The sequence below is a fragment of the Pseudomonas sp. 1 R 17 genome (genome assembly GCF_900067035.1).
Lineage (GTDB): Bacteria > Pseudomonadota > Gammaproteobacteria > Pseudomonadales > Pseudomonadaceae > Aquipseudomonas > Aquipseudomonas marginalis.
Genome location: NZ_FKLB01000069.1, coordinates 465,966 through 481,991, shown reverse-complemented (window position 1 = coordinate 481,991; position 16,026 = coordinate 465,966). Strand labels below are relative to the sequence as shown.

The window sequence follows — 16,026 nt, the reverse complement described above, 5'->3', positions numbered from 1 at the left end:
ACCGCCCCTCCCACATTTAAAGACGTGTATCGCCTGGTAGAAATCAGTTCGCCGGCCGTGCACCGCTGAGGCTGCCGCTCAACTCATACGCCACCAGCTCCGCCTGGTGCGCCGCCAGGATCTCCGGCAACGAACCGCGCAGGTATTCCACCCAGGTCTTGATCTTCGCATCCAGGTACTGGCGAGACGGGTAGATGGCGTACAGGTTCAGCTCCTGGGAGCGATAGGTGGGCATGACCCGCACCAATGTGCCGTTGCGCAGGCCTTCGATGGCCGCATACACCGGCAGCAGGCCGACGCCCATGCCGCTGGTGATCGCGGTTTTCATCGCGTCGGCGGAGTTGACCAGGAACGGCGACGTATTGATCGCCACGCTTTCCTGGCCTTCAGGGCCGTTGAAGGTCCACTTGTCCAACTGGATCACCGGGCTGACCAGGCGCAGGCAGGCGTGGTTGAGCAAGTCCTGGGGGCGCTGCGCACAGCCTTTGGCCTTGACGTAGTCCGGCGAGGCGCAGGCGATGCTGTAGGTGATGCCCAGGCGCTGGGAGACGAAGCCCGAGTCCGGCAGCTCGCTGGCCAGCACGATGGACACGTCGTAGCCCTCGTCCAGCAAGTCCGGCACGCGGTTGGCCAGCGTCAGGTCGAAGGTCACGTCCGGGTGGGTGCGGCGGTAGCGGGCGATCGCGTCGATGACGAAGTGCTGGCCGATACCGGTCATGGTGTGCACTTTCAGCTGTCCGGCGGGGCGGGCGTGGGCGTCGCTGGCCTCGGCTTCGGCTTCTTCGACGTAGGCCAGGATCTGCTCGCAGCGCAGCAGGTAGCGTTTACCTGCCTCGGTGAGGGCAATGCGGCGGGTGGTGCGGTTGAGCAAGCGGGTTTGCAGGTGGGCCTCAAGATTGGAGACCGCGCGCGAGACGTTGGCGGTGGTGGTGTCCAGTTGCGCGGCGGCGGCGGTGAAGCTGCCCGCTTCGGCCACGCAACTGAAGGCGCGCATGTTTTGCAAAGTGTCCATGGAGAGTTCTCAGGGGAGATGCCAAATTGTGACAGAAAGTTACGCCGTCCAGTGATCCCTACCAACGGATTATCGCTTGAACGGTAACAAAGATTCACAGGAATGCCAGCTTATCGTCCTCCATGCCGCCGCCTAGAATTGCGCCACCTCCCCCCGCAACACCACCTCAGGAATTCGTTCGCCGTGCCGCGTCGCATCAGCAGAGAGCTGAAGACTCTCATTAACCGAGCGCTGAAGGCTCTCAGTGTTTGCGCTTTATCGTTAGCAATCAGCGGCTGCATCGGAACCGGAGGAATCGCCCCCCAAGGCCGGGCCCTCAATGCCACTACCCTGGCCACCGACGAAGCGATCCGCAGCGCCGCCCAGGATGCCCATTGGCCCACCGCACAATGGTGGCAGGCCTACGGCGACCCCCAGCTCAACCGCTGGGTCGAACTCGCCACCCAAAACAGCCCGAGCATGGCGATGGCCGCCGCGCGGGTGCGGGAAGCGCGGGCCATGGCCGGGGTTGCCGAGTCGGCCGAGTCGCTGCAGATCAACGCTGATACCACCCTCAAACGCCACAATTGGCCGAAGGATCAGTTCTACGGCCCGGGGGAATTGAGCGGCGCCAACACCTGGGACAACAATGCGTCCCTGGGGTTGAGCTACGCCCTCGACCTGTGGGGCCGCGAAAGCAACGCCACCGAACGTGCCGTCGACCTGGCCCATATGAGCGCGGCCGAAGCACGCCAGGCCCAGCTTGAACTGCAGAACAACGTGGTGCGCGCCTATATCCAGCTGTCGTTGCATTACGCCAACCGCGATATCGTCGCCGCGACCCTGGCCCAGCAACAGCAGATCCTCGACCTGGCCAACAAACGCCTGGACGCCGGGATCGGCACCCATTTCGACGTGAGCCAGGCCGAAACGCCGCTGCCGGAAACCCATCGCCAATTGGATGCCCTGGACGAAGAAATCGCCCTGAGCCGTAACCAGCTGGCGGCGCTTGCCGGTAAAGGTCCGGGGGAGGGGGCCACGTTGCAGCGTCCGACGCTGTCCCTTGCCGCACCACTGAAACTGCCCTCGAGCCTGCCCGCGCAATTGCTCGGCCAGCGCCCGGATGTGGTTGCCAGCCGTTGGCAGGTCGCGGCGCAAGCCCGTGGCATCGATGTGGCCCACGCCGGTTTCTACCCCAACGTCGACCTGGTCGGCAGCCTCGGCTACATGGCCACCGGCGGCGGCATGCTGGCGTTTCTCGCCGGCAAGAAATTCAACTACAGCGTCGGCCCGGCGATCAGTTTGCCGATCTTCGACGGCGGCCGCCTGCGTGCCGAGCTGGGGGAAGCCAGCGCCGGCTATGACATCGCCGTGGCGCGCTACAACCAGACCCTGGTCAATGCGCTCAAGGGCATCAGCGACCAGTTGATTCGCCGTGAATCCATGGACAAACAAGCAGCATTTGCGGCGCAGTCGGTGGCCTCGGCGCAGAAGACCTACGACATCGCGATGATCGCCTACCAGCGCGGCCTGACCGATTACCTCAATGTGCTCAATGCCCAGACCCTGCTGTTTCGCCAACAACAGGTCGAGCAGCAGGTCCAGGCCGCGCGGCTTGGCGCCCATGCCGAACTGGTGACCGCACTGGGTGGCGGTCTCGACGCCGGCAAAGACCTACCGCAGGACGCCAAGACCCTCCCGAGCAAGACCCCGGCGGCGCTTGCCATGTTTGATCACTGAATAGTTTGGTCACTGAGTAGGATTTAATGACTCCGATGCCTGCACCGCTGCGCTGGCTGCATTCCCTTGAGTGGCGCCGTGGTTTTTTCGACTGGGCACGCAGCGACGGCGTGACCTGGGTGTACATCTTCAAGGTGCTGATCGCCGCGTTCCTCACGCTGTGGCTGGCCATGCGCCTGGAGCTGCCGCAACCACGCACCGCGATGATCACCGTGTTTATCGTGATGCAACCGCAGAGCGGCCAGGTGTTCGCCAAGGGCTTCTATCGCTTCCTCGGCACCCTGGCGGGGTCGGCGGTGATGGTGGTGTTGATCGCGTTGTTTGCGCAGAACACCGAGTTGTTCCTGGGGGCGCTGGCGATCTGGGTCGGCATTTGCACCGCTGGCGCGACACGCAACCGTAACTTTCGCGCCTACGGCTTCGTGCTGGCCGGTTACACGGCAGCGATGGTCGGCCTGCCGGCCCTGGCCCATCCGGACGGCGCCTTTATGGCGGCGGTGTGGCGGGTGTTGGAAATCTCCCTGGGGATCCTGTGTTCCACCCTGGTCAGCGCGGCGATCCTGCCGCAGACCTCCAGTGCAGCGATGCGCAACGCGCTCTATCAGCGCTTTGGCGTGTTCGCGCTGTTCGTCACCGACGGCCTGCGCGGGCGCAGCCAACGTGAAGGGTTCGAGGCCAGCAACGTGCGCTTTATCGCCGAGGCCGTGGGCCTGGAAGGGCTGCGCAGCCTCACGGTGTTCGAAGACCCGCATATGCGCCGGCGCAACGGTCGGCTCAGTCGCCTCAACAGCGAGTTCATGAGCATCACCACGCGCTTCAATGCCTTGCACCAGTTGCTCGAACGCCTGCGCACGGATTCCGCGGATCATGTGGTGGCGGCGATCAAACCGGGCCTGCAGGACCTCGCCGAAGTCCTCGACGGCTTCTCCGGCCGTGCCCTCACCAGCCCCGATGCCGCGCGCCTGGTCAACCAGCTCAGTGCCTACAAGGACAGCCTGCCTGCCAAAGTCCGCAGCCTGCGTGCGACCTTCCAGGAGGGCAACCCGAGTGAGGCCGAACAGCTGGACTTTCACACCGCTTATGAACTGCTCTACCGCTTCGTCGATGACCTGCACAACTACGCGCAAACCCATGCCTCCCTGGCCGATCACAGCCATGCACGGGAGCAATGGGACGAAACCTTCAGCCCGAAAACCAACTGGCTGGCCTGCGCCGCCTCGGGGATTCGCGCGTCGTTCATCCTGATTGTGCTGGGCAGTTACTGGGTGGCCACGGCCTGGCCCAGCGGTGCCACCATGACCTTGATCGCCGCTGCCACCGTCGGCCTGTCCGCCGCCACGCCCAACCCCAAGCGCATGGCGTTCCAGATGGCCTGCGGCACCTTGATCGGCGCGTTGGTGGGCTTTGTGGAAATGTTCTTCGTGTTCCCGTGGATCGACGGCTTCCCGCTGCTGTGCGTGATGCTCGCCCCGGTGATCATCCTCGGCGCGTTCCTCGCCTCACGCCCGCAATATGCCGGTGTGGGCGTAGGCCTGCTGATTTTCTTCAGCACCGGTTCGGTGCCGGACAACCTCACGGTCTACAACCCCTACACCTTTATCAACGACTACATCGCCATGATCATTGGCATGCTGGTATGCGCGGCGGCGGGGGCGATCATCCTGCCGCCCAACAGCCGCTGGCTGTGGCGGCGCCTGGAGCAGGACCTGCGCGAACAGGTGGTGTATGCCATCAGCGGCAAGCTCAAGGGGTTGGCGTCGAGTTTCGAAAGCCGCACCCGAGACCTCCTGCACCAGGCCTACGGCCTCGCTGTCGGCCAGCCGCAAGTGCAACGCGACCTGCTGCGCTGGATGTTCGTGGTGCTGGAAGTCGGCCACGCGATCATCGAGTTGCGCAAGGAACAGGCGATCCTGCCGGTACACCCGGCCTATGCCGAATCCCAGCCGTGGCGCCAGGCGATCCGGGTCATGGGGCGTTCGTTGGTGCGACTGTTCCTGCAACCCAGCGCCAGCAACCTGGAGCGTGGCCTGATCGCCGTCGACCACGCGATCAGCCGCGTGCAGGCCACCGACGAACCCTTCGCCTCACACTTCGACACCTCGGCCCTGCGCCGGGTGAAAAGCTACCTGCACTTTATCCGCACCTCGTTGCTGGACCCGCAATCACCGCTGGCGGCCCTCAAAGGAACCCCGAATGCCTCGTGAAATCGCATTCCACGGCATCTATATGCCGACCATGACCCTGATGTTCCTGATCGCGGCCGCGTTGGCCTGGGCCCTGGACCGCTTCCTGGCCGGCTTCGACCTGTACCGGTTTTTCTGGCACCCGGCGCTGCTGCGCCTGAGCCTGTTCGTTTGCCTGTTCGGCGCCCTGGCGCTGACCGTCTACCGTTGAGAATGCCCCGATGAAAAAGTTTTTCAGCCTGCTCGCGACCTTGCTGGTACTGGCTTTGGCGATCTGGATTGGCCGCACGTTGTGGGTGCACTACATGGAAACGCCGTGGACCCGCGACGGCCGCGTGCGTGCCGACATCATCAACGTCGCCGCCGACGTCACCGGCGAAGTGGTCGACGTGCCGGTGCGCGATAACCAGTTGGTGAAAAAGGGCGACCTGTTGATGCAGATCGACCCCGAGCACTACCGCATCGCGGTCAAGCAGGCGCAGTCCCTGGTCGCCTCGCGCAAGGCCACCTGGGAAATGCGCAAGGTCAACGCCCACCGCCGCGCCGACCTCGACGCCCTGGTGATCTCCAGGGAAAACCGCGACGACGCCAGCAACATCGCTGACTCGGCCCTGGCCGATTACCAGCACGCACTGGCACAACTCGAGGCGGCCGAACTCAACTTGAAACGCACCCAGGTCGTGGCAGCGGTGGACGGCTACGTCACCAACCTCAACGTGCATCGCGGCGACTACGCGCGCATCGGCGAAGCCAAGATGGCCGTGGTGGATATGAACTCGTTCTGGGTCTATGGCTTCTTCGAAGAAACCAAGCTGCCCCATGTGAACGTCGGCGACAAAGCTGACATGCAGTTGATGAGCGGCGAGACGTTGAAGGGGCACGTAGAAAGCATCTCCCGCGGTATCTACGACCGCGACAACCCCGAGAGCCGCGAATTGATCGCCGATGTGAACCCGACCTTCAACTGGGTGCGCCTGGCCCAGCGGGTGCCGGTGCGGATTCACATTGATGAAGTGCCGCAGGGGGTGTTGTTGGCGGCGGGGATTACGTGCACGGTGATCGTCAACCAAACGCCGAACTGAAATGTGGGAGGGGGCTTGCTCCCGATCACGGTGAGTCAGTCAACGTATCAAGTGACTGATACTCCGCTATCGGGAGCAAGCCCCCTCCCACATTCGATTTTTGTTGATAGGCCGATTGGGCACCGCTTCAGGTTTGTGCGTTGGCTCTGATTTTTCGTCGACGTTTTACCCGCAGCATGCTGACGAAGCGGCGGTGGTTTCTTGTATTAAGAATCAGCAGGCAGAACAGCGATTGAAATAGTGGGAATAGTGCAAACAACGTAACTGGGTTGTTCCCCAGGTAGCCTGCCGACAGCAAGGCGTTCAAGGCCGCGACGCCTGCAAGCAGTGGCGGCCCAGAGCGAAACCCCAGCGCCACCAAGGTCAGGCCAATGCACATGGCCAGTAGCAGTGCCATGCTCGCCACGACCGCATATTCGCCAGGGAGATAATTTATTCGTGCGTAATACGACAGGCTATGTGACAGGCTGCCTGAAATACTGACTAGGTTCATTGAGATCCCCATACCCACGGTAAATGCAAACCGTCGGGTGTATCGAGTTAACGTTCGGGGATCTTGCAGGGTATTGATGTCATTGTTCATGGCTGCTGAACTCTTCATAAATGCCGATAACAATAGCGTGGATGTTTCCGGACAGGCCGCTGCCGGTAACTGCCAGAGCGGCACCCACCTGATCGGAGAGTTGAATGAGAAGGTCTTGGCGTAACTGGGCATTGTTGAAGCGCTTGGGGAGTGTTCCGGCCAGCTGCTTTAGCCGAATTATTTCGCGAGGATGACTAGGGTTCTGCAGGCGCAGAACTTCGTTTGTCAGCTTTGCGCGTTCCTGGCGGCTCATGCGCCTCAAAATGTCGGTCAGGTTGCGGCCCGTCGTATTTTTGATCGTCATCACAGCCTTTACCGTGACAAACGTGGTACTGCCCGCGCCCACCAGCGAAATGCCATCCAAGGCTACGGTCATTGCCTGATACCAACTAAGGCTGTCGTAATAATCGTTTTCAGCCGGGTTGGTTAGTTCTTTGTAGGTTCTCCATATGCCGTTGCCACACTGCAAAGCACTGGCAGCCGCAGCGGTGTAAGCAATGTAAGTAACTGCAAGGCTGGAACCTAAGCTGAGAGGCGCCGATGCGATACCTGCCTTGGCAACGATAATCCCGATCACAGCCCCACCACACGCTAGGGTCATCCCCGCTGCCTCGCGCCATAGCTGCGACTCGCGCGGCGAGTTTGCCATCCACTGTGCGTACTCCTCGGCAGTCATCATCGGACCTGCCACTTCCCGAAGAATCACCCGTTTGGGCCTGATACTGCACAACGGCACAAACTCACGCAGCACCGTCACCTGATAATCACTGCCGATATGCACCACACCTGCCCCGACGATGGCCGGGTCGGCGTCAATGGTTCGATAAAGTTTGGGCAGGTCCAGCAGGCTGGTCAGCCGCTGGCGAGTCGTGGTGTGCGCATCCGGCACACCGCTTCGCATAAAATCCCTTGGCATCCTTTCACCTGTGAGTAGACAGAGGTGAAAGAGCCTGGGGATAGTTTCCTTGTAATGCTGTCAGCCCATTCGCTGTTTTTTGTAGGATCCGGCTGGGCAGTTAGTTCATTGAGCTACATAGGTTTCATGCAAATGGCGCCACAACAGCGCGCCACTCGCCTGCTTCTCAAACACCACGGTGGCCCGCCGATCCGTTTGGGTGCCGCTGTTGTCCACCTGATGCTCACGATAAGTCACCGTCGCACCGCGTGCATGCCGGTCAATCCCAGCCATTTCACTCAAGGTGATCTTCAACCCCGGACGCATTCCGCCCAGGCGCGTGAACAGCGCGTTGACCCCGGCTGCATTGACGCGTGTGCCGGTGGCGGGGGCGATCATGCTGAACTCGGGCGAGAAGCGCGCAAGCAGGCTTTGCAGGGTGCCTTCTGGCGCAACCCCGGCAAACCATTGCTCGATCTCGACGTGGGTCTGGATCACTTCTTCAAAAAAATCGCTGTAGTCGATCATTTACAAACTCCCATTCAAACCAAAGCGTTTTTTCAACACGGCTTCCAATAATCCCTTGGGCAACAACGCGGCCATCAACGGCAACGCCCGGCTGCCATTGCCCGAGCGTAACAGGCGCGGCGGCTGTGGTTGTTGCACGGCCTTGAGCACATCCGCTGCAAACACGCCGGCCGGGGTGGGCTTGTCCTGAGAGGCCTGGCTGCGTGCGCGAATGCCCTCGCGCAACGGCCACCACGGCGATTTTTCGTTGATTAACAGCTCGGCCTGGGCGCCGGCGTTTTTGGCAAAACTCGTATTGATGGCGCCGGGCTGGACCTCCATCACTCGGATGCCAAACGGCGCCAGCTCCATGCGCAGTGCATCACTCAACGCATGCACCGCCGCCTTGGACGCGCAGTAGGCGCCGGCAAACGGCGTGACCAGCACGCCGGAAACGCTGCCGATATTCACCACCAGCCCTTTGCGCTTGCGCAGGGCTGGGAACAGCGCCTGGGTCACGCCGACGATGGAAAATACGTTGGTCTCGAACTGGCGCTGCATCGCCTCGGTGCCGCCATCGAGCAGCGGGCCCATGGCGCCGTAGCCGGCGTTGTTGATCAGTACATCCAGCTCTCCCAGTTGTTCGGCCAGGCGCTGTAAAGCGGCACTGTCATTGACGTCGAGTTCGACGGCATTGAAACCCGCGGCGGCGAGGGCGGTGACGTCTTCCGGGCGGCGGGCGCTGGCCCACACGTTGAAACCGGCGGATTTGAAGGCCTCGGCCAGGGCGCGGCCAATACCGCTGGAGCAACCGGTGATGAGTACGTTGGGCATGGATCAGTCCTTTGTCAGTCCGAGAAGCTGCCTTGCAGGTGCTCGGCGCGAAATTCCAGGGTTTGCGCGCGGTAGCCGGGGCGCAGGGGCGGGGTCGGCAGGCAGTCGTCCCACGTGGCGCCGGCCTGCAACTCGCCGGGCCCACGATAGCGCGGGGCGGCGTAGACGTTGTCCGCCAGGTTGACCGTATCGCCCGGCGCATAGGCGGCGACGCGCCAGCGCAGTTCGGTGAGGGGGACGTCGTTGCCGTTGTTCAGGGTCAGTTTCAATGGGCGGTCGGCAGGGCATTCCTGCGGGGCGTAGCTGATGCGCAGTTCAAGGCGCGCCAGTTGCGAGGCTTCGCGGTTGTCCAGCCAGACCACCCAGACGGCCACGCAACCCAGGCCTGCCAAGGCAGCAAGGGAAACCGGAAGGGCCTTGGCCGGGTAGCGCAGCAGGAGGATCAGCCAGGTGATGATCAGGAGAACGCCGAAGAACATGGAGACCACCTCGAATAGGGAACGAGCATCCTAACTTAAGCGTAGGTGGGATTGGGTAGCTTGAGTGCTGTGGTGGACTTGCCCCCGATGAGCATAGGTATCTACACAACTCTTAAAGGCTGACACATAACTCTGTGGTGAGCGGGCTTGCCCCGCGCTGGGCTGCGCAGCAGCCCCAATAAGGTCACCGCAGAGTGCCAGAATCAGTCGAGGTGAACGTTTTAGGGGCCGCTTCGCAGCCCAGCGCGGGGCAAGCCCGCTCACCACAGAAGCCTGATTGCCATAGATTCCGTATTCACTGGAAGTTGTGTAGATACCCATGCCCCGATGAGGCCCTGACAGCCAGCGCAAATCCCAAACAAAAAGCCCCCGCCCAACCGGCTGCGGATAGGGGACGCAGTCGGCTGGACGGGGGCTTCTTGTACGACTGTTTTACTGCGCGATAGTTTTCACCGAAACGCCGCGTTCAACCGGCGTCGAGCGCCCGTAGATATCTTCAAACCGCTCGATATCGTCTTCGCCCAGGTAGCTGCCCGATTGCACTTCGATAATCTCCAATGGGATCTTGCCCGGGTTGCGCAGGCGGTGCACCGAGGCGATCGGGATGTAGGTGGACTGGTTCTCGCAGAGCAGGAACACGTTCTCGTCACAGGTGACTTCGGCGGTGCCGCTGACCACGATCCAGTGTTCGGCGCGGTGGTGGTGCATCTGCAGCGACAGGCACGCGCCCGGCTTGACCGAGATGTGCTTGACCTGGAAGCGGCCGCCCATGTCCACCGAGTCGTAGGAGCCCCACGGACGATAGACTTCGCAGTGGTTCTGGGTTTCGCTGCGGCCCTGTTCGTTGAGGGTGTTGACCATCTGCTTGACACCCTGGACCTTGTCCTTGTGGGCAATCATCATCGCGTCCTTGGTTTCCACCACGACGATGTTTTCCAGGCCGATCACCGATACCAGCTTGCCGTTGCCGTGGATCATGCAGTTCTTGCTGTCCTGAATCACCACGTCGCCCTTGGTGACGTTGCCGTTGGCGTCTTTATCGTTGACCGCCCACAGCGAAGCCCAGCAACCCACGTCGCTCCAGCCGGCGCTCAACGGCACCACGCAGGCGCGCTGGGTTTTTTCCATCACGGCGTAGTCGATGGAGTTGTCCGGGCAGCAGGCGAAGGTGGCTTCGTCGAAGGTCACGGTGTCGGCGTCTTGCTGGCTGCGTTCCAGGGTCAGCACGCAGGTGTCGTAGATGTCCGGATCGTGCTTTTTCAGCTCTTCCAGGAAGCGGCTGGCGCGGAACAGGAACATGCCGCTGTTCCAGAAGTAACCACCGCTTTTGACGAACTCGACGGCGCGTTTTTCATCGGGTTTTTCCACGAATTGCTGTACGCGGCTCACGCCTTCGGGCAGCAGCGAATCGTTGGTGGACTTGATGTAGCCGTAGCCGGTTTCCGGACGGGTCGCCGGCACGCCGAACAGCACCATCTCGCCACGCTCGGCGGCCACGGTGGCCAGGGCCAGGGCGCGTTGCAGGGCTTTCTGGTCGTCGATCACGTGGTCGGCCGGCAGGACCAGCATCAGTTCATCACGGCCTTCGTTGACCAGCATCATCGCGGTGAGGGCCACGGCCGGCGCGGTGTTGCGGCCGAAGGGTTCCATCAGGATGCGTTGGCACTCCAGTTTACGGTTGGCCAGTTGCTCGTTGACGATGAAGCGATGGTCCTTGTTGCAGACCACGATCGGGGAGTCCATGCCTTCGAACACCAGGCGTTCCAGGGTTTGCTGGAACAGCGTGTGCTCGCCGGTCAGGGCCAGGAATTGTTTTGGGAACTGTTTACGGGAAAGCGGCCAAAGACGTGAGCCGCTACCACCGGAAAGGATTACTGGGATCATGTGTTTCTCCTTGAATCAATTTGGGTCAGAGCTACGAAGGTTTGTCGTTTCACTCTTGTTTTTGTCTCGTGTCCGGGCCGGCCGAAGCCGACCCGGAAAATTCATTCAGCGGGTCGACACCGGGCGTTTTACCCAGACTGGCGAAATGCTCGAACCCGAACCGGTGACGTACAGCACCGCTGCCTCACCACGCTCCAGGGCCACTGGCTTCACGTCGCCGACTTTCTTGTCGCCGTCATACAACGCCAGGCTCACCTTCACCGGGTTGATTTCACGTTCGCCACGGCCTTTGGCAGCCACCGACTTGACCACGTCGGTCTTGCCGTCGGCGGTTTTCAGGGTCAGGGCCTTGTCGCTGAGGTTCTGCACGCGCACCAGGGATTTCTGCTTGTTCTTGAACGGCGGTTCTTCGATCAGCTGTGGCTGGCCGCTGTTGTTGTTGACCAGGGTGTAGTAGTGGTCCGGGGCGAGCTTGACCGGCACGGTCTGGCTGCCGACCTTGGCGCTGTAGTCGCCGCCGGGCATGAAGCTGAAGTCGCTGCTGGCCAGCGGGGCCACGTCGCTGAGGTTGGTGCTGCCGACAGTGGCGCTGACTTCCTGGTTGGAGGCGTTGTAGATCCGCACGAAGCTTGAGCCTTTCGGTGCGACTGGGCCGTACAAGGCAGCGTCACCGGCGAAGGCGGACAGGGATACCAAGCTCATACCGGCAGCCAGGGCCAGAGTCTTAGCGAGACGACGCGGAGTAGTAGTGAAAGTCATGTGAGTTACCTCTCTTTCAGTTTTGCGCCCGGTCGGGCGTCTCGGATTTTGGGTTTTTAGCTGGGGTGTTCAGTGCCATGTTTTGTTGGCGCGAACCGGCTTGTTTAAGTTGCGCAACCCACGATGGGTCGGCATCACCGATTTCGTTGTTCACGGGCAGATAACGTTCAGGAAACTCCCAGATCAGCACCTGTGGCGGGCTGTTCTTGAAGTCGTCACTTTTCAGGTAGCTGAGCATCGGCAGGATCGGGCCGTGGCCGTCTTCGGCGTAGCTGACCACGTCGCTGCCCAGGGCTTGCTTGAGGGCGCCGACGAAGTTCCAGTTGGGGTTGGCGCTGTAGCTGGTGCCCACCAGCGCCACCGGGGTTTCGCTGTCGCTGAACAGCGCGTCGTCGCCTTTGGTTTCGGCCAGGTGCGTGACGCGTTTTTCCAGCGGCTCTTTCGGTGGCATCAGGTTTTCGAACAGCGGGTCCAGGGGCAGGAACAGACGCAGGTCGCCTTTATGCGGCTCGGTCTTCTCGGCCTCGGTGACAAAACGCTGCGGCTCGCCGTGGAGCGGGGTCTTGTCGGCGATGGTTTTAGCCAATTGCTTGGCAGCGATTTCGGCGCCGTCCGGGGTCCAGTGGGTGTCGGTGCGCAGGAACACCTGCTTGCCGCCCAGCTTGGCCTGTTGCAGCGGGCCGAGCAGGTCCGGGGCGATGATCTTGTCGGCGGCCACACGGGCGTGGAAGTCCTGGTACAGGTTGGCGTGGATGCTCGCCGGTTTCACTTCACCCAGGTGTTCCGGGTACAGGCGCACCTTGGCCGGCACGATCGCCATCACCAGTTGGATGCCCTGGGCCTTGAGCTTCTGGCGCACGCCTTCGACCAGCGCGTAGTTGTCTTGAAGGTTCTGGTCTTCGTTGACGGCGGGGTTGAACTCCTCGTCGCTGTACAACCAGTGATCGCGGCCCAGCACCACCCCAGGGCGGCCTTCATTGAACAGCTTGTAGTCCAGCGCGGCCCAGAGGTTGGTGCCCAATCGCTTGATCGGGAACTCCTCGTCGTAATGGGTCTCGACGGCCTTGGTCCAGCGACCGTTGAGCACGGTCGCGTCGGCGTTGGTGCGAAAGTCCAGGAAACTGCGCAGCGACCAGGCGCCCAGGGCCAGCAGCAGCACCAGGAACAGGCCGATATAGAGGACGCGTAATGAACGGGTCATGGTCGGCTCCCTCAGAATTGGAAGTAAAGGAACGGCGAGAAACTCTGCGCCGACAGTTTGAGAATCGATGCCACGAACAGCAGCAGCACCGCTGCGCGCATGGCGTAGCGTGGCCAGTCAGCGGTCCAGTAGGCCGGTTGCACGGCAGCGTCACGACCTACGGTGAAACCTGGCTCGTGGATGCTGCCCGGGTTGTCGCCCGGCACGGCCTTGATCAGGCTCGGGTCGGCCGGCTTGGTTTTCTCGGCAGGGCGGTTGGTGTAGAAGTCGCGCAGGCCGAAGAACGCCAATGTTGCGTACGCCACCACCAGGGTTGCCACCTGCAGGCCGGTGAGGTTGGCGCGGTTGAGTTCCGACAGCGACCACTCGCCGAAGCTGAACATCGCACCGTACATACGGCCGGCGACGTGGAGGTTCTCGGCGCGGAAGATCACCCAGCCCATCACCACCAGCAGGAAGGTGAAGGCCCAACGCAGGACATTGAAACTGCGCGGTGCGGTGTTGAGGCCGATGGCTTTTTCAATCGCCAGCCACATGCCGTGCCAGGCACCCCACACGATGTAGGTGATGTTCGCACCGTGCCACAGGCCACCGAGCAGCATGGTCAGGAACAGGTTGCGGTAGGTGGTCAGCGTGCCTTTACGGTTGCCGCCCAACGTGATGTACAGGTAGTCACGCAGCCAGGTGGACAGGCTGATGTGCCAGCGCCGCCAGAACTCGGTGATCGACTGGCTGATGTACGGCTGCTTGAAGTTTTCCATGAAGCGGAAACCCATCATCAAGCCCAGACCGATGGCCATGTCGCTGTAGCCCGAGAAGTCGAAGTACAGCTGCGCGGTATAGGCCAGCGCGCCGAGCCAGGCATCGCCGGTGGTAGGGTTTTGCAGGGCGAAGCAATGGTCGGCCACCACCGCCAGGGTGTCGGCGATGAAGACCTTCTTGATGAAACCCTGCATGAACCGCGTGCAGCCCTCGGAGAATTTGTCGAGGGTGTGGGTGCGGTTATTGAACTGGTCGGCCAGGTCGCGGAAACGCAACACCGGGCCGGCGATCAGGTGCGGGAAGATCGCCACGAACGCCGCGAAGTCGATGAGATTGCGGGTCGCCGGGGTATCGCCACGGTACACGTCGATGATGTAGCTGATGGACTCGAAGATGTAGAACGAGATCCCGATCGGCAGCAGCACGTGGGTGAGGATGAACGGCTCCAGGCCGGCCGACTTCATCATGACGTTGATGCTGTCGACGCCGAAGTTGGCGTACTTGAAGTAGCCGAGGATGCACAGGTCGACCGCCACGCCCAGCAGCAGCCAGCGTTGGGCCGGCTTGGTGCGCACGCCGGCGGCACCGACCTTGAGGCCGATCCAGTAGTTCCACAGCGTGACGGCGGCGAACAGCGCCAGGAAGTCCACTCGCCACCAGGCGTAGAACACGTAGCTGGCCAACAGCAGCAGCAGGTTGCGATAGCGTTGCCCGCTCAAGTAGTACAAGCCGAGAAAGATCGGCAAGAACAGAAACAGGAACACATTGGACGAGAAAACCATCCCGATCTCTCCATGTTTAACCAACAGTCAAGGGCCGCAGCCCCCCCAAACCCCCCACAACTTCATGGGCGGCGATGCAGCTTTTGTAGTGAGCGGGCTTGCCCCGCGCTGGGTGGCGAAGCCGCCCCAAAACCCTACACCGCGGTATGCCTGGCACACGGCGGCGGATCGATTAGGACTGCTTCGCAGCCCAGCGCGGGGCAAGCCCGCTCACTACAGGTAATCCATTCAGCCTTAGCTACCTTTGTTGCCTTTTTCATGCGTCGGGTCGTAGACCTTGGTCAGGTCACCCCCCAGGCGGAAGGTCTTGAACGGTTGCATCCCGTGCTTGCGCTCGATCACATCCGGTGCGCAGGTGTAGAGGGTGCAGAAGGGTTCGAGCCAGGCATACTTCATGTCCTCCTTGAGGTCCTTCATGTCCTGCTCCTTGCCGTTCTTCTGTTCGAAGATCTCCGGGTCCTTGACCCCGGCCAGCACTTTGTCGCCCAGGCGCTTGAGTGCGCTGTTGTTTTCCTGGCGCAGGTCGACACCGTTGACCAGGGCAAAACTGGCGATCATCGCCAGCGGCGGCAACGCGTAGTTGTGGTACGACAAGGCACGCTGCTGACGCTTCAACTCGTTGGGCAGGAAGCCTTGGTCGTCGACCTGGTTGACGCCAACCTTGTATTCCTTGACGGCCCAGTCAAACAGGTCGCGACGGTTGGTGGCGACGGACGTTGCCATCACCGACCAGGCGGCCCAGTAGGAGTGGTTGTTGGTTTTTTCCAGCGGCAGGTTGTCCCAGTCGCTGACCACCTGATCGGCCAGTTTGTTGAACCAGGCTTCGATCAGTTGCGATTCCTGCGGGTGGTTGGCCAACGGGTGCGAGTCGGAGAACTTCAGGCGCACATAGGCCGACGCCATGCTGCCCAAGGCCCATTTGCGCATGGACTTGCCGGTGTGATTGAAGTCCTTGGACATCAACGCATCGGCCTTGGCCCACGACACCAGCCAGTTCAGGGTGCATTCGAGCTGCTCCGGGCGACCGTCGCGCATGAATTGCATCACGCGCTTGCTGGTGTCTTTTTCCAGCTTGGTGATGTCGGCGGTGCTGTCGCGAAAGGCTTTTTCCGACTGCACGTTCAGGGTCGAACGGGCTTTGTCGGAACCTTCGTACTTGCTGCGAAATTGCAGAGGCCCGGTGTAGGGCGTTGGCATGGTGTCGCAGTTTTCCTTGAAGTCGCCGGTCTTGAACGCTTCAATCGGTGCGAAGTAGCCCTGGGGCGGACGCAGCGGGGCGGCGGCGTTGGCTGCACCGGCGAAGATCGCCAGGCCCAGCAACGATGGAATCCATAACTTCTGCAT

15 protein-coding genes are annotated in these 16,026 nt (G+C 61.7%); 4 read left to right on the top strand and 11 right to left on the bottom strand.

The window, feature by feature from the left end; genetic code table 11:
* Positions 1–43: 43 nt before the first annotated feature.
* On the bottom strand, positions 44–1,012 hold the full coding sequence (locus BFP99_RS31125; protein WP_065948995.1) for a LysR family transcriptional regulator: 969 nt from the start codon (positions 1,010–1,012) through the stop codon (positions 44–46).
* Between the two features lie 183 nt (positions 1,013–1,195).
* On the opposite strand from BFP99_RS31125, the gene BFP99_RS31120 reads away from it, so the two are divergent.
* Genes BFP99_RS31120 through BFP99_RS31105 form a run of 4 tightly spaced genes read left to right on the top strand, consistent with a single transcriptional unit; the run spans position 1,196 to position 5,996 of the window.
* On the top strand, positions 1,196–2,731 hold the full coding sequence (locus BFP99_RS31120) for an efflux transporter outer membrane subunit (protein WP_065948994.1): 1,536 nt from the start codon (positions 1,196–1,198) through the stop codon (positions 2,729–2,731).
* Between the two features lie 26 nt (positions 2,732–2,757).
* The gene (locus BFP99_RS31115; RefSeq protein WP_065948993.1) at positions 2,758–4,935 is read left to right on the top strand and encodes an FUSC family protein; all 2,178 of its coding nucleotides are present in this window, start codon (positions 2,758–2,760) and stop codon (positions 4,933–4,935) included.
* A complete protein-coding gene (locus BFP99_RS31110; RefSeq protein WP_027604741.1) occupies positions 4,925–5,125 on the top strand; it encodes a DUF1656 domain-containing protein in 201 nt (66 codons plus the stop codon). Before BFP99_RS31115 ends, BFP99_RS31110 begins: the two co-directional genes overlap by 11 nt.
* Before the next feature lie 10 nt (positions 5,126–5,135).
* Positions 5,136–5,996 (top strand): efflux RND transporter periplasmic adaptor subunit, encoded by an 861-nt coding sequence (locus tag BFP99_RS31105; RefSeq protein ID WP_065948992.1) that lies wholly within the window; start codon positions 5,136–5,138, stop codon positions 5,994–5,996.
* Between the two features lie 127 nt (positions 5,997–6,123).
* On the opposite strand, the gene BFP99_RS32615 is transcribed toward BFP99_RS31105, so the two are convergent.
* The 10 genes from BFP99_RS32615 to BFP99_RS31060 all read right to left on the bottom strand — a co-directional run bounded on the left by BFP99_RS32615 (position 6,124) and on the right by BFP99_RS31060 (position 16,026).
* A complete protein-coding gene (locus BFP99_RS32615) occupies positions 6,124–6,579 on the bottom strand; it encodes a hypothetical protein (RefSeq protein ID WP_256098275.1) in 456 nt (151 codons plus the stop codon).
* Positions 6,569–7,495, bottom strand: coding sequence for an NAD synthetase (locus BFP99_RS31100; RefSeq protein WP_083221296.1), 927 nt, complete (start codon positions 7,493–7,495; stop codon positions 6,569–6,571). Before BFP99_RS31100 ends, BFP99_RS32615 begins: the two co-directional genes overlap by 11 nt.
* 105 nt (positions 7,496–7,600) lie before the next feature.
* Positions 7,601–8,002, bottom strand: a complete 402-nt coding sequence (locus BFP99_RS31095; protein WP_065948990.1) for a DUF4440 domain-containing protein — start codon at positions 8,000–8,002, stop codon at positions 7,601–7,603.
* The gene (locus tag BFP99_RS31090; protein ID WP_065924238.1) at positions 8,003–8,815 is read right to left on the bottom strand and encodes an SDR family oxidoreductase; all 813 of its coding nucleotides are present in this window, start codon (positions 8,813–8,815) and stop codon (positions 8,003–8,005) included.
* A 14-nt stretch (positions 8,816–8,829) separates the two neighbouring features.
* Positions 8,830–9,294 carry a multidrug transporter gene (locus BFP99_RS31085; RefSeq protein ID WP_065948989.1) on the bottom strand — a complete coding sequence of 155 codons (465 nt, stop codon included), beginning with the start codon at positions 9,292–9,294 and terminating at the stop codon, positions 8,830–8,832.
* Positions 9,295–9,726: 432 nt separating this feature from the next.
* Entirely contained in the window at positions 9,727–11,178 is a 1,452-nt protein-coding gene (locus BFP99_RS31080; RefSeq protein ID WP_027604735.1) for a mannose-1-phosphate guanylyltransferase/mannose-6-phosphate isomerase, read from the bottom strand.
* A gap of 105 nt (positions 11,179–11,283) precedes the next feature.
* A complete protein-coding gene (locus BFP99_RS31075; RefSeq protein ID WP_027604734.1) occupies positions 11,284–11,937 on the bottom strand; it encodes an alginate O-acetyltransferase AlgF in 654 nt (217 codons plus the stop codon).
* A 16-nt stretch (positions 11,938–11,953) separates the two neighbouring features.
* Positions 11,954–13,138, bottom strand: coding sequence for an alginate O-acetyltransferase (locus tag BFP99_RS31070; RefSeq protein ID WP_065948988.1), 1,185 nt, complete (start codon positions 13,136–13,138; stop codon positions 11,954–11,956).
* A gap of 11 nt (positions 13,139–13,149) precedes the next feature.
* Complete coding sequence (locus BFP99_RS31065; protein ID WP_065924234.1) at positions 13,150–14,682, bottom strand: MBOAT family O-acyltransferase; 1,533 nt, start codon at positions 14,680–14,682, stop codon at positions 13,150–13,152.
* Between the two features lie 234 nt (positions 14,683–14,916).
* On the bottom strand, positions 14,917–16,026 hold the full coding sequence (locus BFP99_RS31060) for a mannuronate-specific alginate lyase (RefSeq protein ID WP_141690861.1): 1,110 nt from the start codon (positions 16,024–16,026) through the stop codon (positions 14,917–14,919).

Excerpts from the sequence above, each read along its gene's own strand:
- BFP99_RS31125 (WP_065948995.1), bottom strand. The coding sequence starts at position 1,012 with ATGGACACTTTGCAAAACATGCGCGCCTTCAGTTGCGTGGCCGAAGCG.
- BFP99_RS31110 (WP_027604741.1), top strand. The coding sequence starts at position 4,925 with ATGCCTCGTGAAATCGCATTCCACGGCATCTATATGCCGACCATGACC.
- BFP99_RS31080 (WP_027604735.1), bottom strand. The coding sequence starts at position 11,178 with ATGATCCCAGTAATCCTTTCCGGTGGTAGCGGCTCACGTCTTTGGCCG.
- BFP99_RS31090 (WP_065924238.1), bottom strand. The coding sequence starts at position 8,815 with ATGCCCAACGTACTCATCACCGGTTGCTCCAGCGGTATTGGCCGCGCC.
- BFP99_RS31075 (WP_027604734.1), bottom strand. The coding sequence starts at position 11,937 with ATGACTTTCACTACTACTCCGCGTCGTCTCGCTAAGACTCTGGCCCTG.
- BFP99_RS31070 (WP_065948988.1), bottom strand. The coding sequence starts at position 13,138 with ATGACCCGTTCATTACGCGTCCTCTATATCGGCCTGTTCCTGGTGCTG.
- BFP99_RS32615 (WP_256098275.1), bottom strand. The coding sequence starts at position 6,579 with ATGAACAATGACATCAATACCCTGCAAGATCCCCGAACGTTAACTCGA.
- BFP99_RS31060 (WP_141690861.1), bottom strand. The coding sequence starts at position 16,026 with ATGCAGAAGTTATGGATTCCATCGTTGCTGGGCCTGGCGATCTTCGCC.
- BFP99_RS31095 (WP_065948990.1), bottom strand. The coding sequence starts at position 8,002 with ATGATCGACTACAGCGATTTTTTTGAAGAAGTGATCCAGACCCACGTC.
- BFP99_RS31100 (WP_083221296.1), bottom strand. The coding sequence starts at position 7,495 with ATGCCAAGGGATTTTATGCGAAGCGGTGTGCCGGATGCGCACACCACG.
- BFP99_RS31065 (WP_065924234.1), bottom strand. The coding sequence starts at position 14,682 with ATGGTTTTCTCGTCCAATGTGTTCCTGTTTCTGTTCTTGCCGATCTTT.
- BFP99_RS31085 (WP_065948989.1), bottom strand. The coding sequence starts at position 9,294 with ATGTTCTTCGGCGTTCTCCTGATCATCACCTGGCTGATCCTCCTGCTG.
- BFP99_RS31105 (WP_065948992.1), top strand. The coding sequence starts at position 5,136 with ATGAAAAAGTTTTTCAGCCTGCTCGCGACCTTGCTGGTACTGGCTTTG.
- BFP99_RS31115 (WP_065948993.1), top strand. The coding sequence starts at position 2,758 with ATGACTCCGATGCCTGCACCGCTGCGCTGGCTGCATTCCCTTGAGTGG.